This window comes from Tardiphaga sp. GW821-FHT12E02 (assembly GCF_058807155.1).
On record NZ_JBXAQK010000001.1, the window covers coordinates 3,414,853 to 3,440,014 of the forward strand.

The following is a 25,162-nucleotide window of genomic DNA, read 5'->3' on the forward strand; positions in this document are numbered from 1 at the left end:
GAGGGGAACCGGCTTGCGCCAGCGGCTGGAGCCGCTTGCAGCCATCGCCGAATAGGACGCGCATCATAAAGTGGCAACCCCCCCGTCGCAACCGGACCGGACGGGACGGATTGAAGCGGTTTCAGGCGCTTGGCCGGGTTTCAACCAATGGAACTTTTGGCGGCGTCACCGCTTGATGCGGCAAGGCAAAAGGCCGGTCGGGAGGCGTTATGTGGATTCGGGTGCAAGCGGGGGTGGCCGCCGCCGGCCTCTGGCTGGCGCTAGCGCCGGGATGGGCGCAGCAAAACCCGGCTATGGAAAATCCGAGCGTGGCGCAGCCGCTGGCCGCGGGCGCCAACAGTTTTTCCGAAGGACAGGCCCGTGACCTGTTGAAATCCCAAGGCTATTCCGACGTTTCCCAGCTCATGAATGACAGCCAGGGGATCTGGCGCGGGACCGCCATGAGCGGCACCAAGCGGGTCCGCGTCAGCGTCGATTTCAAAGGCAACGTCTTGGCGCAGCCGGAGTGAGGCGGAAGAGCTCATGACCAAAGTGACGATTTCCCGCCTGTTCGATGATTACGCCGACGCGCAATCGGCCGTGAGCCAGCTGCGCGAAGCCGGCGTTGCGGATGACGACATCAGCGTCATCGCGAACAACGCCGACAAATGGTACGCGCCCGATTATGCCGCGGGCGCGGGTAAGGGGGCGGCCATCGGCGCTGGCTTTGGCGGATTCGGTGGCCTGCTGGCCGGGCTGGGCCTGCTGGCCATTCCCGGCCTGGGTCCCGTCGTGGCCGCCGGCTGGTTCGCAGCAGCTGCCACGGGCGCGGCCGTAGCCGGCGCCGCTGGAGGTGCCATCGGCATGTTGGCGGAAGCTGGCGTCGCGGTGAACGAGGCCGAGGTCTATGCCGAAAGTATCCGCCGCGGTGGTTCGCTGGTCAGCGCCAAAGTCCAAGCGGACGATAAAGACAGGTTCGAGGCGATCCTGAATCCGTCCTCTGTGGATATCGCCACCCGTCGCAACGAACTCACCGCGACCGGCTGGCACGGCTTTGATCCCAAGGCGCCGGACTTGACGGCGGACGAGATCAGCCGTCACCGCGGCAAGCGCGGCACCGGGCCAGCTTGAGCCCTCCGTCCGGCTCTGTTAGCTCAAGGGCCTCGTCACATCCCCTTGTTACAGGAAGCACCTCATGACCGATGCCGTTCGTCCGTTGATCGCTGGCAATTGGAAGATGAACGGCCTGAAAGCGTCTCTGAGCGAGTTCGAGGCAATGCTTCGCGGTGCGCCGGAAGTGTTGGAAAAGGCTGATCTTCTGGTTTGTCCGCCGGTGACGCTGCTGGCTGGTTTTGCTGACAAGGCGTCGAGCTTCGGGCAGGAGGGCAAGCACACGGTCACGGTAGGCGCGCAGGATTGCCACGCCAAGGCTTCAGGGGCCCATACAGGTGATGTCGCGGCCGAAATGCTGGCCGATGCGGGCGCGACTGCCATCATTGTCGGCCATTCCGAGCGCCGTGCCGATCATGGCGAGACCGACGCCGTGGTGCGCGACAAGGCGCTGGCCGCCTGGCGTGCCGGCGTCACGGCGATCGTTTGCATCGGCGAAACCCAGGCCGAGCGCGATGCGGGCAAGACCCTCGATGTCTGCGGCACCCAGCTCAAGGGCTCGCTGCCGGATGACTGCACCTCCGGCAACCTGATCGTGGCCTATGAACCGGTCTGGGCGATCGGTACCGGCCTGACGCCGACTGCCAAGGATGTTGAGCAAGTTCATAAGTTTATCCGCGAACACCTCAACCAGCGTTTCAAGAACGAGGGTCCCTCGATCAAGATCCTGTATGGCGGTTCGGTGAAGCCTTCAAATGCCAAGGAACTGATGGCGGTGCCGAATGTGAATGGCGCATTGGTCGGTGGTGCCAGCCTGAAGGCGGCAGACTTCCTGGCAATTGCCGCCGGGTGTCCATAAATCCCCTCTAAAGCTCTGGCCGATTTCGTCGCATGGGGAGGTTTGCGATTGCCGCCCAAAGGGTTGGCAATTTCAACCTTCCTCGTGTAGACACCTGCAGATTCAAACCCCGTAAGCACTGGGACTGCAGCCGGCGATCGGCGCGGCGTGCTTGCGATGGAAGGACACGATGCAAAGCGTCATTATCGTTATCCACCTCATGATCGTGGCCGCCCTGATCGGCGTCGTTCTGCTGCAGAAGTCCGAAGGCGGTGGCCTGGGTATCGGCAGCGGTGGCGGTGGTGGCGGCGGGTTCATGACCGGCCGCGGCACGGCGAACCTGCTGACCCGCACCACGGCGTTCCTGGCGGTCGGCTTCTTCCTGACCTCCATGTTCCTGTCCTGGCTGGCGACTTATAATCGCGGTCCGAGCTCATTGCTGCCGACCGGCGCGCCGGCCACCCAGGGTGCTCCGTCGTCGCCGTTGAGCGCCCCGTCCTCGGGCGGTCTTCTCGATACGCTGAAGAAGGCGGACGAGCAGCAGGCGCCGAGTGCGCCGCAGGCACCGCAATCGCGGTAATTTGCGCGCTAACGCATTGGCGCCATGCAGGATGGGTGCTTCCATCCTGCCTCAACAGCCCCCATCAAGGGGCTGTTATCATTTCGGAATTCCAGTCACCCACAGCCTCGCCGGATATCGGTCGGGTGCTGCGATTCGTTTTGGCGAATCGAGATCAAGGCCTTAAAGGTTAAGTCCCATGGCGCGGTACATTTTCATCACCGGCGGCGTGGTCTCCTCGCTCGGTAAAGGTCTGGCTTCAGCGGCGTTAGGCGCGCTCTTGCAGACTCGTGGCTACAAGGTCCGGCTTCGCAAGCTCGACCCGTACCTCAATCTCGATCCCGGCACGATGTCGCCGTATCAGCACGGCGAGGTGTTCGTCACCGACGACGGCGCCGAGACCGATCTCGACCTCGGCCACTACGAGCGCTTCACTGGTCGTCCTGCCACCAAGAAGGACAACATCACCACCGGGCGCATCTATCAGGACATCCTCACCAAGGAACGGCGCGGCGACTATCTGGGCGCCACCATCCAGGTGATCCCGCATGTCACCAACGCCATCAAGGATTTCGTCCTCTCGGACAATGACGGTTATGACTTCGTGCTGGTGGAAATCGGCGGCACCGTCGGCGATATCGAGGGCCTGCCGTTCTTCGAGGCGATCCGCCAGCTGCGCAACGACCTGCCGCGCGGCGACACCATTTTCGTGCACCTGACGCTGCTGCCCTATATCCCTAGCGCGGGCGAGCTGAAGACCAAGCCGACCCAGCATTCGGTCAAGGAGCTGCGTTCCATCGGCATCCAGCCGGACATCCTGCTGTGCCGCTGCGACCGTGACATTCCGACGGAAGAGCGCCGCAAGCTCGGCCTGTTCTGCAACGTCCGCGAAAGCGCCGTGATCGAGGCGCGCGACGTCGACAACATCTATGCGGTGCCCGAGGCCTATCACAAGGCCGGCCTCGATACCGAGGTGCTGGCCGCTTTCGGCATCAAGGTCGATGACGAGCCGCAGCTCAAATCCTGGCATGTGATCAACGAGCGCGTCCGCAATCCGGAAGGCGCCGTGACCATCGCCATTGTCGGCAAATATACCGGCATGAAGGACGCCTATAAGTCGCTGATCGAAGCGCTCTCCCATGGCGGCATCGCCAACAAGGTGAAGGTCAATCTCGACTGGATCGAGAGCGAGGTCTTCGAGAACGAAGACCCGGCGCCGTTCCTCGAACACGTCAACGGAATCATGGTGCCCGGCGGCTTCGGCCAGCGCGGTGCCGAGGGCAAGATCCGCGCGGCGCAGTTCGCGCGCGAGCGCAACGTGCCGTATTTCGGCATCTGCTTCGGCATGCAGATGGCGGTCATCGAAGCCGCGCGAAACCTCGCCGGCATCAAGGACGCCAACTCCACCGAATTCGGCGAGACGTCCGAGCCCGTGGTCGGCTTGATGACCGAATGGCTGCGCGGCAACGAACTGGAAAAGCGCACCAATGCCGGCGATCTCGGCGGTACCATGCGTCTCGGCGCCTATCCGGCGACCCTGACCAAAGGCAGCAAGGTCTCCGAAGTCTATGGCGGCGTCACCGACATCTCCGAGCGCCATCGCCATCGCTACGAGGTCAACACGGCCTATAAGGAGCGGCTGGAGAAGCACGGGCTGAAATTCTCCGGCCTGTCGCCGGACGGTGTGCTGCCGGAGATCGTGGAATACGAGAACCACCCATGGTTCATCGGCGTCCAGTATCATCCCGAGTTGAAGTCGCGTCCGTTCGAGCCGCATCCGCTGTTCGCGAGCTTCATCAAGGCAGCGGCGGCGCAGAGCCGCTTGGTGTGATGGCGTAGGGCGGATTAAGCGCAGCCGTAATCGGCCGTTCTTCGCCACACGCGCGCATACTAGGCCGGCGGATTACGCTTCGCTCATCCGCCCTGCGGCTCAACTACACTTTTGCGATCTTGCGTAAGGCATCATCGATCCGGCTTTGCCAGCCGGGCCCGGTGTCCTTGAAATGCTTCACGACATCGGCGCTGAGGCGCAGCGAGACGGGGATCTTGGTCGGTGCCTTTTGCGGGCCGCGTGTGTTCTTGAACTGAGCCAAAATCTCCGGAGGCAAGACCTCCTCGGGCGGGCGCGCTTTCGCGAAATCTTCTTCGGTCCATTCCGGGTTGTCCACGTCGAAGATCGGTTCTTTCAATTTACGGTGCATAACGCTTCATCTCCTTGGCATGCGCGCGCCGTAGACTGATGGGGCGCACCTCGCCGTTGCGCACAGTAAAAACCAAACAGTGTGCAAGGCCGTCGATGTAGCCGTAGCCACGGTAGCGTATTTCGCCATAGTCGCGTCGGTCGTCGACATAGGTTTTCTTCATGTCGATATCGACCCATCGCGTGAGCGAGACCTGATGCTTATTCAGGTTTTTGACTTCCTTGGTTGGATCGAAATCGATCATTATCGTATATACGATTTGGTATTGGTGGTCAAGCCTTAGGATGTTTTCCTGTTCGTTGAATATCAAGGGTTGAATAGTGTGGCGAGCGCTCGACAAGCAGCGCGGATGCCGCGAGCCTCTGATAGCCACATGTCGCTTTGTGTCGTGAAGCTTAGTCCTGACGTCTCTTAGTTATTCACCAACGTAATCGCTCACGGCCTCAGCGAACCGCAGTGTCATCTCCGTGCGGTTCGCGTCCAGCGGCGACGCCTGCGACGACAGTTTCGCGATCACCAGCTCCTTCGCTGGCTCGACGAAGATGTGCTGGCCGTGAATGCCAAGGCCGAGCGCCATCCGTCTATCGCGCAGCACATACCATTTGTTGCGATAGTGCATCGATCGGCGGCCGAAATAGGGGGCGAGGTCGCCGGCCGTCCAGGCGGCTGGATCGCCATTCGTGAGGATGTCGTCGATCCAGGCGGATGGGATGATCGACGTGCTGTTGCGACTGCCGCCTTGCAGGATGAGTTGTCCGACACGCGCGAGGTCCAGCACCGTGGTGCAGATGCCGCCGGCGCAGCGCGGCGCACCGAAGCGATCGACGGTGACATAGGCAGAGTTTTGCGCGCCCATCGGCTGCCATAGATGTGCACTCATCAAATCGGCGAAGCGCTTGCCCGCCGCGCGCTCGATGATCCAGCCCAGCAGGTCTGAATTGGGCGACACGTAATGGAAGGGGCCGCCATCCGGACCTTCGCGATCTTTCAGACTGGTCAGGAAACTGCGCAGGTCGCTTGGCGTTTCACCCGGACCCAGCGGATTCCAGCCAGTCGATTTGCGGTATTCGACGATCGGGCCGGATGTGGCGAGATAGTTCTCGTCGAAGCGAAGACCCACGCGCATATCCAGAACATGGCGGACACTGGCATCGGAATAGACGGAGCCACGCAGTTCCGGAATGATCGAGACGACGGATTGCTTCGGGTCGAGGACGCCTTCTTCAACCAGGATGCCGGCCACAAGCGCGGTCATGGACTTCGACACCGACATCAAAATGTGCGGTGTGTTGGCGGTCATGCCATTCGCGTAGCGCTCGAAGATCACCTTGCCGCGATGCAGGATCGCGATGCCATCCGTGTCGGTGGCGTCGAGCAGTGTCTCGATCGAATAGCTGACGCCGTCATGTTCGATTGATAGCGAGGAGAGATCGCTCGGGCGGGAATCCAATTGCCAGACATCACCAGAGGCGTTGGGAATATCGGCGGACGGCACAACATCCCGTACATGATGAAATGCCCATTTGTTGAACGGGCCGGCGCGCCAGTTGGCCAGAGTGACCTGATCGGTCGGGACGGACGGGAAACCGGACATCAGCGCAGACGGCATCAGCAACATCTCCAGAGAACGAACAACGATGCGAAGTCTGACCGTTTACGTCGGAGCCGTCGAGGGGCGTTGATCGCGGGAAGCACATCAGCGTTTTCCGCCGGGCGGGAGCGTTGGCGACGATGGCCTGGTCTGCTAACTCATCGGCACGACCCAAGGAGATTTCCATGCGCGCTTTCTATCATCCGGACCAGGCTATCCACTCGCCGCAGCAATTCATGCGTTATGGCCGTTTCGTGCCGATCAAGGATTCGCCTGTGCGCACTGAGCGATTGCTCGGCGCCTTGGCGCGTCATGGCATTCAGCCTGAGATGCCGGCCGAACACGGCACCGCACCAGCGCTGACGGTGCACACTGCCGCTTACGTTCGCTTTCTGGAAACTGCCTGGGAGAACTGGGCGAAGTTGCCCGACCACGGGCCGGAAGTGTGGCCGCAATATTTCCCGTACTGGAGCGGGCGCGTGGAAGAGACGGCGCGGCCGGATTGTCCGTCCACGGGCTTCATCGGGCAGGTCGGCTGGTATCTCGGCGATCTTTCCGTGCCGATGGGTCCTGACAGCTGGCGCTCCATTCTGCGCTCGTCGGAAACGGCAGTGACGGCCGCAGATGCGATCCTCGCAGGTGATCGCTCAGCCTATGCATTGTGCCGGCCGTCGGGCCATCATGCCCGTGCCGATCGTGGCACCGGTTTCTGCTATCTCAACAATAGCGCGATCGCGGCGCAAAGACTGCGCAGCCGCTTCGGCAAGGTTGCGATCATCGATGTGGATATCCACCATGGTGACGGCACGCAGCAGATCTTCTACACGCGGCCGGACGTGCTGACGATTTCGATCCATGGCGATCCCATCGACTTCGTGCCTTTCTATACCGGTTTTGCGAATGAGACCGGCTACGGCGCAGGCGAGGGCTGCAATCTCAATCTGCCGCTTGCTGCGGGCGCCGGCGGCGCCGAGATGAATGGAGCACTCGACAAGGCGATCGAAGCCGTGCGCGCATTTGGCGCCGATGCGCTTGTCGTGGCTCTCGGCTTCGATGCGCATCGCGATGATCCGATTGGCATCTTCAAACTCGAAGCAAAGGACTTCGGAAGCGTTGGCAGCAAGATGCAATCACTCGATCTGCCGACGCTGGTCGTGCAGGAGGGCGGCTACGGCATCGATGCGATCCAGGATTGCCTGGATTCCTTCCTGACAGGGTTTGGACAAGCGTAGGGCGGATGAGGCGAAGCCGTCATCCGCCGCTTAGTCTCCGCCGCGAGATCGGCCGGCGGATGACGCTTCGCTCATCCGCCCTACGAGCGGTTCCTAGCTCTCAAAGAACACGAAGGCCGCCCAGACCGATGGATCTTCGGCGGCCTTGATTTTGCCATGCATCGCCTCGATGCGCACCTTGCGCAGCGCGCTGGCGTAGTCGAGATCGTCGTCGGCAAGCACCTGATAGAAGCGTGCCATGAAATTCGCCGTGCCTTCATCGGCAACCTCCCACAGTGTCAGCAATGATCGCCGTGCGCCTGCGATGGCGAGGGCGGTGGGAAGGCCACGCACGCTGCCGACCCGGCTGGGATCGCCGAGGGCGGTCTGACAGGCCGAGAGCACGACGAGATCGGCGGACGACAAATCCCAGTTCATCAGCTCATGCGCATAGAGCACGCCGTCATTGTCGTCGCGCTGCGGCGGGCGGCTGAGATTGGGACGTGAAGCGACAAGGCCACTTCGCCACAATGCATCGGTGCGATCCGACGCCGTCTTGTAGAAGCCGTGTGTCGCCAGATGGATCAGCGACGCGCCTTTGGCATCGTTTCGGATGGAGGGTTCGCCGATGCCGTCACCGCTGAGCATGGTGACTTTCAGGTCACGCTTTTTCAGATCGGCAGCCACGGTATCGATCTCGGTTTTTGTCGAGGGCAACTGGCTGGCTGCGCCGGCATAATCGAGGCCGCCCACCAATAACGCCTTGCTGCCAGCCGCGAGCTTTGTGTCGCGGTCGGCGAAGAACAGCGCATCGGCACGGGTCATAATGCGGGTGTCGTAGATCTCGTCGAGATAACGGCCGCTGGCGTCCTGCAGCATGGCGAAGGGCAGGCTGTAGAGCTCGCTGTCCGGTACCAGGAACAGGCGCTTGACGTCGGCAAGCTGCGGCTTCAGCGGGCCGAGCAGGGTGTCGTAGAGGCGGCGGAAAGTCTTGTTGCGGTCGCTTGATGTAACATCGGCACCCAGAAAATTATCCAGCGGGCCGAGATCGACCAATGCCGGTATTTTGCCGTTGCGATGGATCACCGCCTGCAGGCGCATCTGTGGTTTGGGGTCGATGGGCGTGACGCGGTTCTGGCGGCCGCTGACGAAGAAGTCGACCAATGCATCCATGTGTTCGAGCCTGTCCTCGATGGTCGGCAGTTTGAGATCGCTCGGCGCCTTTTCACCCATGCGCGCTGCGAGCGCCTGACGCACCTGCTGTAATTGCGCGAGCACCTCTCTTGCATCGTTGTCGATCTTGCCCGAGGAGAGCAGTTCCTGCTGCTGGCCGGAGAGACGCAGCACGGTTTGCGCCAAAGTCCGGGTTGTATCGTCGGGGAGCCGGTCGGCGGTGAGGCGGAGCAGCGTGCGGTCGCCGTCTTCCATCGTCTTCCAGCGCGTCACGGCTTCGGCATAGGCCTGCGCGGCGGCAGGCTCCTGCAGGGCGTAGCGGCCGAATTCATGCAGGATGTCATCCGCGAGCTTGCGCATGGTTTCGGCCACGTAGCGGTTACCGGCGGTGCCGACCTCGCGCAGCATCCAGCGGAACGATTGCTGCTCGACATCCTTGAAAGTCGCGAGCGTCTCCCTGTCGCCGCGCTTCATGCGCGTCATGGCGATGCCGAGCAGGGCATTGAAGGTCATGGGATGCTGTTTGGCGATGGTCGCCTGCGATCGCTGATAGGCATCAACGCGCAGTGCCAAAGCGCGGTCGATGTCGCCGCGCATCTCGAATTGATCGGCAGCGAGCTGCGCGGTCATGATGCGCAGGATGTCCGGTGCGCCGTTCCAGTCCTTGACGCGCGCCATGGCTTCGAGATCGGCATTACTCAGGCGACGGTCAGGATGGAAATAGGCCTTGGTGTAGCTGATCCACACATCCGCCTGCGCGACATGTTCGGAGCGGGGATCGGCCAGCGTGGCCGCGGCGCGCTTTTGCAGATCGAGCGCCTTCAGCGTCTCCGCCTCATTGCCCATGGCCAGATGGTTGAGCGCGAGATTGGAGGCCGAGACCAGCGCCTGGATGCTGCCGATTCCGTAATGCGCGATGCGCTTGCGCAGGAGAGGTTCGTCGATCGTTGCGGCCACATCGGGGTGGCCGACCATGCGCAGTGCTTCGGCGTAATTATTCTCGGTGCGCCAGGTGAGCGGCTCGCGATCGCCGAGCGCTTTACGGGCGTTGAGATAAATTTCTTCCGAGAGATTAAGGCCGGAAGCGACCGCACCATTATTGGTGAGCACCGTCGCAAGAATGTCGCCGCCGGCGATCTCCTGCGGCGAGTTGGCGCCATATTGCGCGCGCATGATCCTTCGTGCTTCGCGGGCGACCGGAATGCCGGCTTCATATTGATTGGTTCGCTCGAGAAAACGCGCATATTCGAACCATAGCGTGGCGGCATCATTGCCGCCTTCGCGTGCGGCGCGGGTCCTTGCGGCATCGGCGAACAGTTCGGACGCGGTGGCGACATCGCGCCGACGCTCGAAGGACTGCGCGGCATTGAGATAGGCGTTGATGGTGAGGTGGTGATAATTGCTCTGCGTGACCTCGCGCAGCACGTTCTTCAGTCGATCACGGCCGCTGCCATCATTGCTGGCACGCAGTGCATTGAAAGCCTCCATCACCTTGGCCGTGAGCTCGCGCTCGCTGGGCGCGCGGCGGCTTTGGGCTTCGACAACGAGCGTCATCGCGGGCAGGATGGCGAGGCCACAGACAACGGCCAGTGCCAGCCGGCCCGTGAAGATGGCGCTTGCGGCCCATCGGATTCGATACCGAGGCATGGTCGGCTGGCGTTACTTGCAGCCGGACGTGGTGTCGCCGGCGCGCGCCATCGGCTTGCCGTTGACGAAGACGCCGTGGCTGCCGGAGGTGGTCTTGGAGCCGCATTCGGTGCTGCCGCCGACCACGGCCACCGGCTTGCCATTGATATAGACGCCCCTGGCACCCTCGATGATCTTGCCATCGGTGGTGGTGTCGCCGACGCGCGCTGCCGGCTTGCCATTCACGGTGACGCCTGTGGCGCCCGATGTGATCTGGCCGGGCGCTTGCGCCAGTGCAGGAGCGGTCAGGGTCACAAAGAGCAAGGCGAGGGCGGTGTTGCGCATGGTCATTCCAATTGTGCTGTCGCGTTAGGCGCGGCGTCTATTGCAGAGCTTTGTTGCGCGAGCGGGCATACGGGTTCAGTTGCGCAACGAGGCGCATGATGTAAGCCTGTACCGGCGTGAACAAGGGGCGATGCCGGTTTGAGCCATGCGCAAGAGCCGTAGACGGCCACCAAAATGGGAAGGAACCAAAAGCCATGATCTATGAATTGCGTGTCTATCGCTGTTTGCCGGGCCGATTGCCGGCGCTGCTCAAGCGTTTCGAGACTGCGACATTGACGCTGTGGGAGAAGCACGGAATTCGCCAGGCGGGCTTCTTCACCACGGTGATCGGCGAATCCAATGGCGACCTGACCTATATGCTGAAGTGGGAATCGCTGGCCGAGCGCGAAAAGCTCTGGACCGCTTTCATGACCGATCCGGACTGGATCGCAGCCCGCGCCAAGTCCGAGGAAGACGGCCAGATCGTCGGCAATATCGTCAGCCAGTTGCTGGCGCCGACGGCGTTTTCCGCGGCAAAATAAGCCACTGCCGGGTCGGGGAACGCGTCCGGCGCAACCCTGATATCCCAATGAGCCGGGTGCAAGCCGATCGGGCTTGCATCCCGCCCACTCCTGCGGTTGATGGTCGCGTTCCCCTTCAGGAGACCGGACCGTCTTGACCGCATCGCTCACCGCCGCGCCCGTCGTTGAACTTGGCTCTGTCCGTTTCGGCAATGATCTGCCGATTTCGGTAATCGCCGGGCCATGCCAGCTTGAAAGCCGGCAGCATGCGCTGGAAACCGCGCAGGCGCTGAAGGAGATCGCGGAGCGGTTGCAGATCGGTCTCGTTTACAAGACCTCATTCGACAAGGCCAACCGCACCAGCGCTTCCGCGGCACGCGGCATCGGTCTTGACGATGCGCTGCCGATCTTCGCAGAAATCCGCGAGACGTTCGGCTTGCCTGTTCTCACCGACGTGCATGAGAACGAGCAATGCGCACGCGCGGCGGAAGCCGTGGATGTGCTGCAGATCCCGGCCTTCCTGTGCCGGCAGACCGACCTGCTGCTCGCAGCGGCGGCGACTGGCAAAGTCGTCAATGTGAAGAAGGGCCAGTTCCTGGCGCCCTGGGACATGGCCAATGTCGTCAAGAAGCTGGTTGGCGGCGGCAATGACCGCGTACTGGTGACCGAACGCGGCGCGTCCTTCGGCTACAACACGTTGGTCTCCGACATGCGCGCGCTGCCGATCCTGGCGCGCACGACCAAGGCACCGGTGATCTTCGACGCCACCCATTCGGTGCAGCAGCCGGGCGGCAAGGGCGAGTCTTCGGGCGGCGAACGCGAATTCGTGCCGGTGCTGGCGCGGGCTGCTGTTGCCGTGGGCGTCGCCGGCGTGTTCATCGAGACGCATCCCGATCCCGACAATGCGCCGTCCGATGGGCCGAATATGGTGCCGCTCCGCGAGTTCGAGGCATTGGTGAAGAACCTGATGGCATTCGACGCGCTCGCCAAGCAGACATCGGTCAAGGCGTGACCGATACCGCATCGGATCGCCAATCGGACTTGAGCGGCGCGCCGATGCTGCCGCCGGTCATCAAAGTCATCGCGCTGGCGTCCTTCGCCGCCGCGCTGTCACAGCGCGCGCTCGATCCGGTGCTGCCGCATGTGGCCGATGATCTGCTCGTCACGGTCGCGGTCGCCGCGGGCTTGTCATCCGCGTTGGCTTTCACCTTTGCCATCGTGCAGCCGGTGCTTGGCGCCGCCGCCGACATGTTCGGCAAGGCACGGCTGATGATCATCTGTCTGGTGCTGCTCGGCGTCTCCAGCATCCTGGGCGCGATGACGACCAACTACTCCCTGCTGTTGGCGACGCGCGTGCTCGCCGGCATCGGGGCAGGCGGTGTGTTTCCAGTGACGCTCTCGCTGACCAGCGATCTGGTCGGCCCACAGCTTCGTCAGGTCGCGCTGAGCCGTGTGATGGCCGGCGCCATGACGGGCACCGTGCTCGGCTCTACGGCCGCAGGCATCATCGGCGATTTCTTCGGTTGGCGCGGCGTGCTGGTGATCCTTGGTGGCGTTGCCATCCTCGCCTCGGTCGCGGTTGCCATCGGCTTCAAGGGGGCGGCGATCATCAAGCCGGCCGGGAAGGCTGACTTCGGCAGGCTCGCCAAGGGCTACAAGGTGATCTTCCGCAATCCGAATACGTTGATCGTCTACAGCGCCGTCTTTGTCGAAGGCTGCTGCATCCTCGGCCTGTTTCCCTATATCTCGTCATTCCTGTTCGATGGCGGCGTCACCAGCCTGTCGATTGCGGGTGTCGTCATCGCCTGTTTTGCCGTAGGTGGCTTGCTCTACACGCTGACGGTGTCGCGCATGCTGGCGCGGCTCGGCATCAATGGCATGATGATCTATGGCGGCATCCTGATCGCGATCCAGATCGCTGCTACCGGCTTCAGCCCGAACTGGCAGATCCAGGCGCTGAGCCTGCTGATCATGGGCTGGGGATTCTACATGCTTCATGGCTCGCTGCAGATCTTTTCCACCGAACTGTCGCAGGAAGCCCGCGCCAGTGCCATGTCGATGCATGCGTTCTGCTTCTTCATGGGCCAGTCGGTCGGCCCGATCGCCTATGGTTTCGGCCTGGCTCATGCGGGCAAGGTGCCCACACTCCTGATCAGTGCAGCGCTGGTATTCGCGCTCGGCTTTTTCAGCGCAAGGTTTTTGAAGCAGCGCAAGCCGGCGGACGCATAGCTCATATCTTCTCGGTTGAGCGCGGTATGGACAAGGCTGCGTTCTGCAACCTGAAGCATCCAGTCTTCGAGACCTTCTATTACGCAGCTCCCTGACCTCGACCTAAGAAGGTCGAACGGCCGCAGCATGGCGGCCTCAGGCTGGGGAAGTGCGCCAATGATCGATATCCGAACGAGCCGGGCGCTTTGCCTGAGCGCCACGAGCTATTTCGCGTTGACTGTCATCTTCACGAGCGGGGCGCAGGCGCAATCACCGAATCTTCCCGCCGTGACGGTCGAAGCACCGGCACGCCCGCAGGCGCGGCACACGCCGGCGCCGCGGCGCTCGGCCGCTCGTGGGCCTGTGCGGCGCGTTACCGGACCGGTCCGGCAAGTTGAGCCCGTGCGCTATCTTCCGCCTAGCGGCAGCATTGTGGGCGCGCCGCCCGCTCCCTATGCCGGCGGTCAAGTCGCAACAGGAGGCCAACTCGGCATCCTCGGTAATCGCGGCGTCATGAACTCGCCATTCAATATCACCAGCTACACTGCCAAAACCATCGAGGACCAGCAGGCGCGATCGGTGGCCGATGTGGTGCAGAACGATCCGTCCGTGCGCAATGCATGGGCCGATGGCGGTTATTCCAACCAGTTTTTCATCCGCGGCTTTCCGGTCGGTGCATCGGAAATCGCCGTCAACGGACTATACGGCGTGGTGCCGTATCAACTTGCTGGCACGGCTTTCGTTGAGCGGGTTGAGGTGCTCAAGGGACCGAGCGCATTTCTTAATGGCATGGCGCCGTTGGGCGGTGTCGGCGGCATGATCAATCTGATCCCCAAGCGTGCGCCGGACGACGCGCTGACACGTTTAACCGTCGGTTATATTTCAAACAGCCAGTTCGGCACCCACATCGACGCCGCCCGCCGCTTTGGTGACAACAAGGAATGGGGCGTTCGCTTCAACGGCGCATATCGCGATGGCGACACGCCGGTGAAGAACCAGACATCGGAGCTGGGTGAGGCCGCGCTGGCGGTCGATTATCGCGGCGAGCGCATCCGCGCGTCGATGGACATCAACTATCAGAAGGTCCAGGCCAAGGATCCGACCCGCCCGGTTTATTTCAATGCTGGCTTTCCGCTTCCGAACCCGCCGAGCAATACCGCAAGCCTTGGCCAGAACTGGTATTTCGCGGATGGTCAGGACGTCTACGGTCTTGCCAATGTCGAGGCCGATATCACCGACGACACCACCGTGTTCGCCTCGATGGGCGCACGCCGCAACGATTTCCTTGGCGTCTACAGCTTCCTGACCATCACCGACGCGCTCGGTAATGCATCGGGGCGGCAATTCGTGCAGCCGACTTATGCGGAATCATATACCGGGCAGGCGGGGTTCCGCACGCGTGTGGAGACCGGCCCGGTGCGCCATGAATTCACATTCTCCGCGACTGGCTTGTCGAGCGAGCTGGGCGTGATCGCACCGACGACGAACTTCACCACCAATATCTATAATGTGGCCTCCGTCGCGCAGCCAAACCTTTCAGGCTTCGCCAGTACGGCACCACGCACGAACCTGACCGAACTGGCCAGCTATTCGTTCTCCGACAGCATGTGGATGCTGAATGATCGCCTGCAATTCATGCTGGGCGGCCGTCAGCAGCAGATCAAGGTGACGAACTTCAACGCGACCACGGGCGCAATCTCCTCGCTCTACGACCAGTCGGCATTGACGCCGTTCTTCGGAGTGGTGGTGAAGCCGCTCGAAAATGTGTCCCTTTATGCCAATTACATCGAGGGCCTCGGCGCAGGATCGGTGGCGCCGGCCGGCACCAGCAATGCCGGCAACATGCTGCCGCCGGTGCAATCGGAGCAGATCGAGGCTGGCGTCAAGGTGGATTTCGGCAGCATCACCACGACGCTGGCGCTGTTCCAGATCACGCAGCCTTTCGCGATCACGCAGAACGGAACTTATCAGCTCGGCGGTGAGCAGCGTAATCGAGGCGTCGAATTCAACGTGTTCGGCGAGGTTGTGCAGGGCGTACGCGTGCTCGGCGGCGTCACCTTCATGGAAGGTATCCAGACCAAAACGCTGAATGGTGCCATGAACGGCAATGCGGCGGTTGGCGTGCCCGATGTGCAGCTTAATCTGGGCGGCGAGGTGGATAACCCGCTGGTGGCAGGGCTGACGCATTCCGCGCGGGTGATCTATACGTCATCGCAGGTTGCCAATACGGCGAATACGCAGAGCATTCCGGACTGGACCCGCGTGGATGTCGGCTCGCGTTACGCATTCCCGTCGCCCTGGACCGGCAAGCCGATCACGATCCGCGCTAATATCGAGAACGTGTTCAACGCCAATTACTGGTCGGCGGTCTCGGCCAATTACGGACTCGCCCGCGCCACGCCGCGGACATATCTGGTGTCGGCGACGTTCGATTTCTGAGTGGGGATCGCCCGCATGTGGCGATCATGCGGGCGATGCCTCAACCCCGCCCCCGATACGGTGCGACGCCTTGCTCGGGCACCCACACGCCCTTGGGCAAACGGCCCGTCTGCCAGAACACGTCGATGGGGATGCCGCCGCGGGGATACCAGTAGCCGCCGATGCGCAGCCATTTCGGCTTGATCGTGTCGGCGATGCGCTTGCCGATCGCCACGGTGCAGTCCTCGTGGAAGGCGCCGTGGTTGCGGAACGAGGCGAGATAGAGCTTCAGCGCCTTCGACTCCACCAGCCACTGGCCTGGCACGTAATCGATCATCAGATGGGCGAAATCCGGCTGGCCGGTGATCGGGCACAGCGAGGTGAATTCCGGCGCGGTGAAGCGCACCGTGTAATCGGTACCCTTTTGCGGGTTCGGCACCTTGTCGAGCTGGGCGGACTCGGGCGAGGTCGGCCATTCGACGGCGCGGCCGAGCTGGAGTTCGGGCGCGGCTTTGGGGGATTTGCGGGGTGTTTTCGACATTTCGGTCTCCGTTGCGGCGGTTCTTAGCCAATCCGCGGCCTGCCGTCACGCCAAGCGGGGTTTTCCCGCCCCGCACCATGGGCTAGAAGCACGGCCAACCAACCACCCCCAGCACAAAGAGGGCACCATGACCGCCATCGTCGACATCATCGGCCGCGAAATTCTTGATAGCCGCGGTAATCCCACGGTTGAAGTCGATGTGGTGCTGGAAGACGGCTCGATCGGCCGCGCGGCGGTTCCGTCGGGAGCCTCCACCGGTGCCCATGAGGCGGTCGAACTGCGTGACGGCGACAAGAGCCGCTATCTCGGCAAGGGCGTGCTGAAGGCTGTCGAGGCCGTCAACAGCGAGATCTTTGACGCGCTTGGCGGCATGGATGTGGAGAACCAGATCCAGCTCGACGAGACCATGATCGCGCTGGACGGCACCCCCAACAAGTCGCGCCTCGGCGCCAATGCTATTCTCGGCGTCTCGCTCGCCGCCGCCAAGGCCGCTGCGGAATCGCTCGACATGCCGCTGTATCGCTATGTCGGCGGCACCTCCGCACGCACGCTGCCGGTGCCGATGATGAACATCATCAATGGCGGCATGCATGCCGACAACCCGATCGACTTCCAGGAATTCATGATCATGCCGGTGGGCGCATCGAGCTTCGCCGAAGCCCTGCGCGCCGGTGCCGAAATCTTCCACACGCTGAAGGGTGAGCTCAAGAAGGCCGGCCACAACACCAATGTCGGCGACGAGGGCGGTTTTGCACCGAATATCGGTTCGGCCGAAGCGGCGCTGGATTTCGTGATGTCCGCCATCACCAAGGCCGGCTACAAGCCCGGCGACGACGTCATGCTCGCGCTCGACTGTGCATCGACCGAGTTCTTCAAGGACGGCGCCTATGTCTATGGCGGCGAGAACAAGACCCGCAGCATTTCCGAGCAGGCAAAATATCTCGCCCAGCTCGTCGCCAACTATCCGATCGTCTCCATCGAGGACGGCATGTCGGAAGACGACATGGACGGCTGGAAGGAAGTCACCGACCTGATCGGCAAGAAGTGCCAGCTGGTCGGCGACGATCTTTTCGTTACCAATGTCACGCGCCTGGAAGAGGGCATCAAGGCCGGCCGCGCCAATTCGATCCTGGTCAAGGTCAACCAGATCGGCTCGCTGACCGAGACGCTGAGTGCCGTCGAGATGGCTTTCAAGGCTGGCTACACGGCCGTCATGTCGCATCGCTCGGGCGAGACGGAAGACGCGACCATCGCCGATCTCGCCGTCGCCACGAATTGCGGACAGATCAAGACCGGCTCGCTCGCCCGCGCCGATCGCACGGCGAAGTACAATCAGCTTCTGCGTATCGAACAGCAGCTCGGCACCCAGGCGATCTATGCCGGCCGCAAGGCGCTGAAGGCACTGGCGTAAGCGTTACGCGTACTGCTGAACCGATTATCGCCGCTTGTGGAAACGCAGGCGGCGATTTTCGTTCAAACTTTAGGCGCCATCAGGATACCTTATTGCGGTCGCGAAGGCATCATGAACGGCGCGCAGGCTCTCACTGCATTGCAGATGGAGAGCGCGAATGCCCAACATCTTCGACATCCAGGGTTTTGGGGCCCTGTCAGAATGGGGCGGCCAGTTTGCCAGCCCTTCCGCCAATCAGGCCTTCCAGAACATTGCTAATCTCGGCTCAAATTCGGTCGCACTGACAACGCGGATCTGGACCGACAATCGTTGGGGCAACGACGTCAAGGCGATTGATGGCAAGACGGAGACCGATGCGTCGCTGCTGGCCGGTTTCAAGGCGGCACATGCGAGCGGGCTCGACATCGTGTTCAAGCCAAACCTGTCCGGGCTCGACGGCACGATCTCGCACAGTCTTGCGCCGACCGATGTCGCGGCGTTCTTCGCATCCTACAAAGCCGAGATCGTGCATCTCGCTGACATCGCAGAGCAGGGCGATGTCGATACGTTTGCCATCGGCAATGAGATGAGCAGTCTCTCCGGTGAGCAATATGCGCCCTATTGGCGCGATGTCATTTCGGCCGTCCGCTCGGTCTATAGCGGCGATATCACTTATGCTGCGGCCACCGACGAAGCCTCGAAGGTCAGCTTCTGGGACGATCTCGACATCATCGGCGTCAATACCTATCCGCCGCTGACATCGAGCACGGAGCCGACAGTCGCCGAGCTGGTGAATGCCTGGAACGAGGTGCCGTTCAATCCCTATTACGCGCGCGCCTTCGATCATCAGTCGCCGGTGGATTTCCTGCATTCGCTGTCGCAGGACCACGGCAAGAAAGTGCTGATGACCGAGGTCGGCTATCGCAGCATCGATGGGACCGCGATCAATCCGGGCGGCGGTTCATCCAAGGCGCCGCCGGATGCGGCTGAGCAGGCCGATGCGTATAACGCTTTCATGCAGGTCTGGGGCACCCAGGGCGGCACCTGGCTGAAGGGCGTGCAGTTCTGGCAGTGGGATCTCAGCAACCAGCCGAACGAGACCGGCTACTCGCCGCAGCACAAGCCGGCGGAGCAGGTGGTCGAACAGTATTTCAACGGCAATGGCTATCTGCCCGAGACGACCACCTATGGATCGGCGATTGGCGACACCATCGATCGCGGCGCCGGGCGGGATACCATCTATGGCGGTCTCGGCCATGACGAGATCTATGCAGGCGGCGGAAATGACGTCATCGTGGCCGGCCCGTCGGAGCCGGGGCGGCTAACGTCGACCACGGTGACGCTGACCGGCTATGGATCGGTGGTGAATGGCGAGGCGGCGCAGGCGCGGCTGATCGTCAACGGGCAGCCTGTCGATAGTGTGAGGGAATTTACACCGGCCTCGCATCCGTCCGAATACCAGACCCAGACATTCACCTTCGACAATCCGCAGCAGGTGACGAGCGTGGCTATCGAGCTCGTCAATTCGACGCCGGGGCGGGCGCTGCATTTCAAGGATATCGCCATCAACGGCGTCGAGATGAGCCCGGCAGACAGCACCAATGCGAGTTCACCAGGCTCGTTCGATCTCTATGTCCGCACCATCAATTTCGACACGACCAGGCACCAGGACTGGATCTTCGGCGCCAACAACGACAACGATGTGGTGCGCGCCGGTGCCGGCGACGACTATATTGCCGGCGGCATCGGTAACGACATCATCAATGGCGAAGCGGGAACCGATACCGCGGTGTTTTCCGGCTCGATCGATGACTACGTGATCAGCCGGAAGGGGGCACAAACGGTCGTGGCCGACGGCGTCGCCAATCGCGATGGCACCGACTATCTGATCAATGTCGAATATATGAAGTTCAAGGACGGCACGCTGGCGAGCGACAATTTTGCGTTCTTGGCCTCAACGACGGAAACAGTGCCTGCGCCATCCAGCGAGCCGGCAAGTGTCAGCGCACCGGTGGTGACGGCAGTGATGCCTGCCGCCGAGGCGATCACGACCGTGGCCGACCAGCACGACCTGACCGGCAGTCCCATCGAGATCGTCAAGACACCCGCGCAGCACGACGTGCTGCTGGCCTGACCATGCGCCAAAGCAAAACGGCCGAGGCTCGCGCCTCGGCCGTTGCACTGTTTTATCCGGAGTAACGCCTACTGCGGAGCAGCCGAAACCTGTGCACCCTTCGGAGCAGCAGCAGGCTTGCGGCGGATACCGCCGCCGGTGACCGACAGCACACGGGCAACCGTCTGGCGCTGCAGAGCCTCATCCTTGTCGATCGAGAAGTGGTTGGTGGTGCGGCTCTCATTCACATTGGCGAGCTTGCCCTTGAACCGCTTGTCGGCGGCCACGGCCTGACCCCAGCCCGTGGCCACGTAGTGGTTCACGATCTGCTTCACATTGCTCGGGACCGCATCCGGGGCGACGGGATCGAAATTGACGATCAGCGCGACCGGGATGTTATATTGCGCAAGCTTGCGCGCCACCGCGATGGTGGCATCGGCGCCGGCGGAATGACCCATCAGGATGATCGGCTCGCGATTGCCGGCCTGATATTTGGCGATCATGTCATTGGCTTCGCTGCTCCACAGTGTGTGGTTGCTAACGGATGTGGCAACACCGGCGGCCTCCAGCTTGTAAGCGAGCTGGTCCATGCCCAGCGAAAACACGTTCATGAGCCCGCGATACAGGTACACCTTGCCGGGACGGCGGGTGGCGGCATCGGCTGCAGTGGAACCGGCGAGGGCGGTTGCGAAAACGGTGCAGAGAATCAGCAGAACGGCCGCCGGAGAGGTCCATGAAAGGGCCCGGGACGGCCGCTGCGAGCCCTGAAGAACGATCGACATTTTTCTTTCTTTCCAACGAGAAATCCTGCGACATGTTCAGACATCAACCGGTCGCGTCAATCACAGTCCTGCCACGACTCCCTGTTTTGTGATGAGCGGGGTTGCGAAAGCCGTGCGGTGTGACCCCAAGGCGACAAAAACCTGCGTGATGCCACGGATATGCCCATCGCGGCGGTTTGTGCGATCCTGCGAATTTGCTATGCACCTGCCATGACCAAGCGGGATGCAATCGGGAGCGAGCGGGCGATGATCGCGCGGCGACACGTCTTCCATATCGGCGGGTATGATCCGATCTCGCCGGATACGCAGCTCGCGCGGTTCCGCAAATCGCTGGATACGTTTCAGCAGACCTGGGGCGTGACCGCGAGCGCATCCGGTACGCCCGATGCGCGCGAGGTCAGCGCCTCATGGCCGGCGCGGGCGTCCGGCCCAAACTGGCAGACCGACATCACCTACGAGATGCTGCGCTGGGATGACCTCATTAACGAGGATCATTCGCGGGGCATGCTGTCGCGACTCGGCGCCGCCTTCCTCACATTGGGCAACTGGCTGGTCACGGGAACCCTGTTCCGCTTTTTCTATTCGAGCTGGAAATATGCCGGCTTCTTCCTGTTCTCGTATCTCTGGATCGCCGCCTTTGCTGCGGCAGGCGCGGCGGTCGGTACCTGCCTGACATGGTTGCTGGGTCTGTCGGGTGCGGCGGCATTGATCGTCGGCGCCGTCGCGGCCGCCGCGGTCTTCACGGCTCTTCTGCAGTATTATGGCTGGCGGAAGCCGATCAATCACGTGTTCGACGACTGGATATTTTCGCGCCAGTATGTCTACGGCCAGCGGCCAAAGATGAAGGCGCGCGTCGATGAGTTTGCCAAGACGCTCGTGGCGCGTGCGCAGAAAGCCGATGTCGACGAGATCGTCATCATCGGTCATTGCCTTGGCGCCGCACTGGTGATGGAGACGGTGGCGCGGGCGCTCAAGCTCGATCCCGAGCTCACAGCGCATGGCCCCGCCATCTGCGTGCTGACGGTGAGTGCTACGATCCCGAAATTCGCGCTGCATCCGGCCGGCTCCAGCGTGCGCGAAGCGTCTAGGCTCGTTGCCGATACGCCGGCGGTGCGCTGGGCCGAATATCACGCTCGCGACGATGTGATCAGCTTCTACCGTTTCGACCCGGTGACGCTGAAGCGCGTCAGCCGCGACCGCAGCGATGGCCGCCCGAATATCCGCCGCATCCAGATGCACGACATGATGGGCATGGATCAGTTCAAGCGCTACCGATTCAGCTTCATGCGCATCCACTATCAGATGGTGATGGGCAATCAGCAGCGCGCGCCCTATGACTATTGCATGATCCTGTGCGGCCCGCTGCCGTTCGACGAGATCACGGCGGTCGGCGGCGGTGTCACGCGCTTTGGCGCGGATGGCGCGCTGCTGGCGCGCGGCAATTCCTCTCAACCGCAGGCAGGGGCATCCGTCAATGCCGCGTGATGGCCTGAACGGACGACCATGACCGCGTCACTTCTCGGAATCTATGTCTGGGCGATCGGGCTCATCGCCTGGTTCATCATCCGCTATCCCTATGCCCGCAAGGCGCGCAAGACCGCGACGGTCAAAGCCGTCGGCTGGAGCCGCGAGCGGATTCTGCTCGCGATCGCCACCATCGGCCTGGTCGTGGTGCCGGTGATCTGGCTCGCATCGGGCTGGCCGGCAGCGCTGACCTACCAGCTCAACTACGCCTCCGTCGTGGTCGGCGCGCTGGTCTATGTCCTGTCGCTCTGGCTGTTTCGCCGCTCGCACAAGGATCTCGGCCGGCAGTGGTCGGCGAGCTTAGAGATCCGCGACAGTCACCAGATCGTGCGCGGCGGTGTCTATCGCCTGATCCGGCATCCGATGTACTCGTCGTTCTGGCTATGGGGGCTGGCGCAGGCCTTTCTGCTGCCGAATGCCATGGCCGCGCTGAGCGGACTGGTCGCCATCGCGATCCTGTTTTTCACGCGTATCGATCACGAGGAGCGGATGCTGACCGAAGCATTCGGCGACGACTATCGGACTTACATGCGCGAAACCAAGCGTATCATTCCGGGTATCTACTGACGCGGCAGAGACCGCGGAATCTGGGGAGAGAGACATGACTGCGGACATCACCACCGGCCTCGAACTGCGCTCGCTGATCAAGAGCAGCGGCGAACTCGAAATCTCGCTGCAGCAGGTGAATATCCCGGCGCCCGGTGCTGACGAGATCGTGGTGCGCATCGAGGCGGCGCCGATCAACCCGTCCGATCTCGGCCTGCTGCTCGGCGCCGCCGATCCAGCCACGGCCAAGGTGACTGGCTCCGGCGCGTCCGCGGTTGTCACGGCCAAGGTAGCTGAGGCCAATCTCAAGGCGATGGGCGGACGGCTCGACGAGTCCATGGCTGTCGGCAATGAAGGCGCCGGCACTGTGGTGAAGGCCGGATCCTCGCCCGAGGCACAAGCGCTGCTCGGCAAGACCGTTGCGGCGATCGGCGGTGCGATGTATGCGCAGTATCGCGTCATCAAGGCGAAGGAAGTGTTGCCGCTGCCGGACGGTACGACGGCGGAAGAAGGCGCATCCTGCTTCGTCAATCCGCTGACCTCGCTCGGCATGACCGAGACCATGAAGCGGGAAGGGCACAAGGCGCTGGTTCACACCGCGGCAGCGTCCAATCTCGGCCAGATGCTCAACAAGATCTGCCAGAAGGACGGCATCGATCTCGTCAACATCGTCCGCAGCGAAGCGCAGGAGAAAATCCTACGCGACATCGGCGCGAAGTACGTGGTGAACACCACGGCACCGAGCTTCTTCGACGATCTCGTCGCAGCGCTCGAAGCCACCGGCGCCACCATCGCCTTTGATGCCACCGGCGGCGGCAAGCTGCAGGGCCAGATCCTGCACGCGATGGAAGCCGCCGCCGTGAAAGCCATGAAGGTCTATAGCCGTTACGGCTCGACCACGCACAAGCAGGTCTATGTCTATGGCCGGCTCGAGCCGCGCCCGATCGAACTGTCGCCGCCCGGCATGGCGTGGGGCATGGGCGGCTGGCTGCTGTTTCCGTTCCTGCAGAAGATCGGCAAGGATGATGCGGCCAAACTCCGTGCCCGCGTGGTGGCCGAACTCAAGACCACGTTCGCCAGTCATTACACCAAGACCATTTCCCTTCAGGGCGTTCTCGATCTCGACAATCTGCGTGCCTATGCGAAGCGTGCGACCGGCGAGAAGTATCTGATCAATCCGAATCTGCCGGGATGACACTCGCCGATCAATCGACTGACGTCGTGAGCGATGGCGCGCGCCTGCTGCTGCGCCATCCGCCTTATCTCTATTACATGGTGTCGCGCAGCTTCTCGCGCTTCGCCTCGCAGATCGCAGCCGTGGCCGTCGGCTGGCAGATCTATGACATGACCGGGAGCGCCTTTCAGCTCGGCATGGTCGGCCTCGCGCAATTCGCGCCCATGCTGGCACTGGTGTTTTTCGCAGGCCACATCGCCGATCGCTACGATCGGCGTCGGGTGGTGATGCTGTGTCAGCTCTTGCAGGGCGTCATCGCGGTGCTGATGGCATGGGGCACCTATGCCGGCTGGATCACCGCGCCGCAGATATTTCTCGCACTGGTGGTGATCGGCGCCGCGACGGCTTTCGAGGCGCCGGCCGGCTCCGCGCTGCTACCGGGCGTGGTACCGGAAGGCCACCTGCAGAAAGCGACGGCGCTCTCCACCGGCGTGTTTCAGGTGGCGATGATCTGCGGCCCGGCGCTCGGCGGCGTCGCTTATGCGCTGTCGCCATCGACGCCCTATGTGATGATGGCGGCGTTCTGGGGCATCGGCGCTCTGCTCAATCTCGCGATCAAACTGGCGCGCGAAGTAACGGTGAAAGATCCGCCGTCACTGCGCACGCTGTTTGCCGGCGTGACTTTCGTGCGCAGCAATCCCAATATCCTCGGCACGATCTCGCTCGATCTCTTCGCGGTGCTGCTGGGCGGCGCCGTGGCGTTGTTGCCGATCTATGCCCGCGACATCCTGCAGACCGGCCCCTGGGGGCTCGGCGTGATGCGCGCGGCGCCGGCCGTCGGCGCGCTGCTGACCACCATCGTGCTGACGCGCTGGTCGATCAACCGCCGCGTCGGCATGCGCATGTTTCAGGCCGTGATTATCTTCGGCATAGCGACGGCGGTGTTTGCGGTGTCGCAATGGCTGTGGCTGTCGGTGGCCGCGCTGGCGGTACTGGGCGCTGCGGATACTGTGAGTGTCGTGATCCGTTTCTCGCTGGTGCAGTTGGCAACACCCGACGAGATGCGCGGTCGTGTCGGCGCGGTGAACTATCTCTTCATCAACACATCGAACCAGCTCGGTCAGTTCGAGAGCGGTGTCACGGCGGCGCTGTTCGGCACGGTGCCGGCGGCGCTGATCGGCGGCCTTGGCACGGTAGCAATTGCGTTGATCTGGATGAAGCTGTTCCCGACTCTGCGCGAGATGGAGCGGCTGGAGTAATGTGATCGTAGGGCGGATTAGCGTAGCGTAATCCGCCGGCCGATTTCATAGTGGAAACTCCGCGGCGGATTACG

General features: G+C 62.4%; 23 protein-coding genes. 16 read left to right on the forward strand and 7 right to left on the reverse strand.

Going from position 1 to position 25,162, the window contains the following annotated elements:
- The first annotated feature begins 209 nt into the window (after positions 1 to 209).
- The 5 genes from AC1RQ5_RS16165 to pyrG all read left to right on the forward strand — a co-directional run bounded on the left by AC1RQ5_RS16165 (position 210) and on the right by pyrG (position 4,317).
- The gene (locus tag AC1RQ5_RS16165; protein WP_493200246.1) at positions 210 to 509 is read left to right on the forward strand and encodes a PepSY domain-containing protein; all 300 of its coding nucleotides are present in this window, start codon (positions 210 to 212) and stop codon (positions 507 to 509) included.
- 13 nt (positions 510 to 522) lie between these two features.
- Complete coding sequence (locus tag AC1RQ5_RS16170; protein ID WP_398482250.1) at positions 523 to 1,110, forward strand: general stress protein; 588 nt, start codon at positions 523 to 525, stop codon at positions 1,108 to 1,110.
- 64 nt (positions 1,111 to 1,174) lie between these two features.
- Positions 1,175 to 1,948, forward strand: coding sequence for a triose-phosphate isomerase (tpiA, locus tag AC1RQ5_RS16175; RefSeq protein ID WP_493200248.1), 774 nt, complete (start codon positions 1,175 to 1,177; stop codon positions 1,946 to 1,948).
- A 169-nt stretch (positions 1,949 to 2,117) separates the two neighbouring features.
- Positions 2,118 to 2,507 carry a preprotein translocase subunit SecG gene (gene secG, locus AC1RQ5_RS16180; protein WP_398476529.1) on the forward strand — a complete coding sequence of 130 codons (390 nt, stop codon included), beginning with the start codon at positions 2,118 to 2,120 and terminating at the stop codon, positions 2,505 to 2,507.
- Between the two features lie 178 nt (positions 2,508 to 2,685).
- On the forward strand, positions 2,686 to 4,317 hold the full coding sequence (gene pyrG, locus AC1RQ5_RS16185) for a CTP synthase (RefSeq protein WP_493200251.1): 1,632 nt from the start codon (positions 2,686 to 2,688) through the stop codon (positions 4,315 to 4,317).
- A 103-nt stretch (positions 4,318 to 4,420) separates the two neighbouring features.
- On the opposite strand, the gene AC1RQ5_RS16190 is transcribed toward pyrG, so the two are convergent.
- The 3 genes from AC1RQ5_RS16190 to AC1RQ5_RS16200 all read right to left on the reverse strand — a co-directional run bounded on the left by AC1RQ5_RS16190 (position 4,421) and on the right by AC1RQ5_RS16200 (position 6,296).
- Positions 4,421 to 4,687, reverse strand: coding sequence for a BrnA antitoxin family protein (locus AC1RQ5_RS16190; RefSeq protein ID WP_398476519.1), 267 nt, complete (start codon positions 4,685 to 4,687; stop codon positions 4,421 to 4,423).
- On the reverse strand, positions 4,677 to 4,931 hold the full coding sequence (locus tag AC1RQ5_RS16195; RefSeq protein ID WP_398476517.1) for a BrnT family toxin: 255 nt from the start codon (positions 4,929 to 4,931) through the stop codon (positions 4,677 to 4,679). Before AC1RQ5_RS16195 ends, AC1RQ5_RS16190 begins: the two co-directional genes overlap by 11 nt.
- Positions 4,932 to 5,102: 171 nt before the next feature.
- On the reverse strand, positions 5,103 to 6,296 hold the full coding sequence (locus AC1RQ5_RS16200) for a serine hydrolase domain-containing protein (protein ID WP_493200253.1): 1,194 nt from the start codon (positions 6,294 to 6,296) through the stop codon (positions 5,103 to 5,105).
- Between the two features lie 167 nt (positions 6,297 to 6,463).
- On the opposite strand from AC1RQ5_RS16200, the gene AC1RQ5_RS16205 reads away from it, so the two are divergent.
- Complete coding sequence (locus AC1RQ5_RS16205) at positions 6,464 to 7,510, forward strand: histone deacetylase family protein (RefSeq protein WP_398476513.1); 1,047 nt, start codon at positions 6,464 to 6,466, stop codon at positions 7,508 to 7,510.
- A 93-nt stretch (positions 7,511 to 7,603) separates the two neighbouring features.
- Here the strand turns inward: AC1RQ5_RS16205 and AC1RQ5_RS16210 are convergent, their stop codons facing one another.
- Together AC1RQ5_RS16210 and AC1RQ5_RS16215 are read right to left on the reverse strand one after the other, a co-directional pair.
- Positions 7,604 to 10,309, reverse strand: a complete 2,706-nt coding sequence (locus AC1RQ5_RS16210) for a CHAT domain-containing protein (RefSeq protein ID WP_493200255.1) — start codon at positions 10,307 to 10,309, stop codon at positions 7,604 to 7,606.
- Positions 10,310 to 10,321: 12 nt separating this feature from the next.
- Positions 10,322 to 10,633: a PAAR domain-containing protein gene (locus AC1RQ5_RS16215; RefSeq protein WP_398476509.1), complete on the reverse strand. Its 312-nt coding sequence runs from the start codon at positions 10,631 to 10,633 to the stop codon at positions 10,322 to 10,324.
- 194 nt (positions 10,634 to 10,827) lie between these two features.
- Here AC1RQ5_RS16215 and AC1RQ5_RS16220 point away from each other — a divergent pair, with 194 nt between their 5' ends.
- The 4 genes from AC1RQ5_RS16220 (at position 10,828) to AC1RQ5_RS16235 (ending at position 15,780) form a co-directional block, all read left to right on the forward strand.
- Complete coding sequence (locus tag AC1RQ5_RS16220; protein ID WP_398476507.1) at positions 10,828 to 11,154, forward strand: NIPSNAP family protein; 327 nt, start codon at positions 10,828 to 10,830, stop codon at positions 11,152 to 11,154.
- 133 nt (positions 11,155 to 11,287) lie between these two features.
- A complete protein-coding gene (gene kdsA, locus AC1RQ5_RS16225; RefSeq protein WP_493200258.1) occupies positions 11,288 to 12,145 on the forward strand; it encodes a 3-deoxy-8-phosphooctulonate synthase in 858 nt (285 codons plus the stop codon).
- Between the two features lie 44 nt (positions 12,146 to 12,189).
- The gene (locus tag AC1RQ5_RS16230) at positions 12,190 to 13,362 is read left to right on the forward strand and encodes an MFS transporter (RefSeq protein WP_493203446.1); all 1,173 of its coding nucleotides are present in this window, start codon (positions 12,190 to 12,192) and stop codon (positions 13,360 to 13,362) included.
- Positions 13,363 to 13,854: 492 nt separating this feature from the next.
- Positions 13,855 to 15,780 carry a TonB-dependent receptor gene (locus AC1RQ5_RS16235; protein ID WP_493200260.1) on the forward strand — a complete coding sequence of 642 codons (1,926 nt, stop codon included), beginning with the start codon at positions 13,855 to 13,857 and terminating at the stop codon, positions 15,778 to 15,780.
- Between the two features lie 40 nt (positions 15,781 to 15,820).
- Here the strand turns inward: AC1RQ5_RS16235 and queF are convergent, their stop codons facing one another.
- Complete coding sequence (queF, locus tag AC1RQ5_RS16240) at positions 15,821 to 16,300, reverse strand: preQ(1) synthase (protein WP_398476501.1); 480 nt, start codon at positions 16,298 to 16,300, stop codon at positions 15,821 to 15,823.
- A 127-nt stretch (positions 16,301 to 16,427) separates the two neighbouring features.
- On the opposite strand from queF, the gene eno reads away from it, so the two are divergent.
- Together eno and AC1RQ5_RS16250 are read left to right on the forward strand one after the other, a co-directional pair.
- Positions 16,428 to 17,711 carry a phosphopyruvate hydratase gene (eno, locus tag AC1RQ5_RS16245; RefSeq protein ID WP_493200262.1) on the forward strand — a complete coding sequence of 428 codons (1,284 nt, stop codon included), beginning with the start codon at positions 16,428 to 16,430 and terminating at the stop codon, positions 17,709 to 17,711.
- A 157-nt stretch (positions 17,712 to 17,868) separates the two neighbouring features.
- On the forward strand, positions 17,869 to 19,824 hold the full coding sequence (locus AC1RQ5_RS16250; RefSeq protein ID WP_493200264.1) for a glycoside hydrolase family 113: 1,956 nt from the start codon (positions 17,869 to 17,871) through the stop codon (positions 19,822 to 19,824).
- Positions 19,825 to 19,892: 68 nt separating this feature from the next.
- Here the strand turns inward: AC1RQ5_RS16250 and AC1RQ5_RS16255 are convergent, their stop codons facing one another.
- Positions 19,893 to 20,585, reverse strand: coding sequence for a hypothetical protein (locus AC1RQ5_RS16255; protein WP_398476494.1), 693 nt, complete (start codon positions 20,583 to 20,585; stop codon positions 19,893 to 19,895).
- A gap of 210 nt (positions 20,586 to 20,795) precedes the next feature.
- Between AC1RQ5_RS16255 and AC1RQ5_RS16260 the strand changes: the two genes are divergently transcribed.
- Genes AC1RQ5_RS16260 through AC1RQ5_RS16275 form a run of 4 tightly spaced genes read left to right on the forward strand, consistent with a single transcriptional unit; the run spans position 20,796 to position 25,088 of the window.
- On the forward strand, positions 20,796 to 22,070 hold the full coding sequence (locus AC1RQ5_RS16260; RefSeq protein WP_493200265.1) for a hypothetical protein: 1,275 nt from the start codon (positions 20,796 to 20,798) through the stop codon (positions 22,068 to 22,070).
- 18 nt (positions 22,071 to 22,088) lie between these two features.
- Entirely contained in the window at positions 22,089 to 22,676 is a 588-nt protein-coding gene (locus tag AC1RQ5_RS16265; protein WP_493200266.1) for a protein-S-isoprenylcysteine O-methyltransferase, read from the forward strand.
- Between the two features lie 34 nt (positions 22,677 to 22,710).
- A complete protein-coding gene (locus AC1RQ5_RS16270) occupies positions 22,711 to 23,850 on the forward strand; it encodes a zinc-binding dehydrogenase (RefSeq protein WP_493200267.1) in 1,140 nt (379 codons plus the stop codon).
- A complete protein-coding gene (locus AC1RQ5_RS16275; protein WP_493200268.1) occupies positions 23,847 to 25,088 on the forward strand; it encodes an MFS transporter in 1,242 nt (413 codons plus the stop codon). The genes AC1RQ5_RS16270 and AC1RQ5_RS16275 overlap by 4 nt, the downstream gene beginning before the upstream one ends.
- The last annotated feature ends 74 nt before the right edge of the window (positions 25,089 to 25,162 follow it).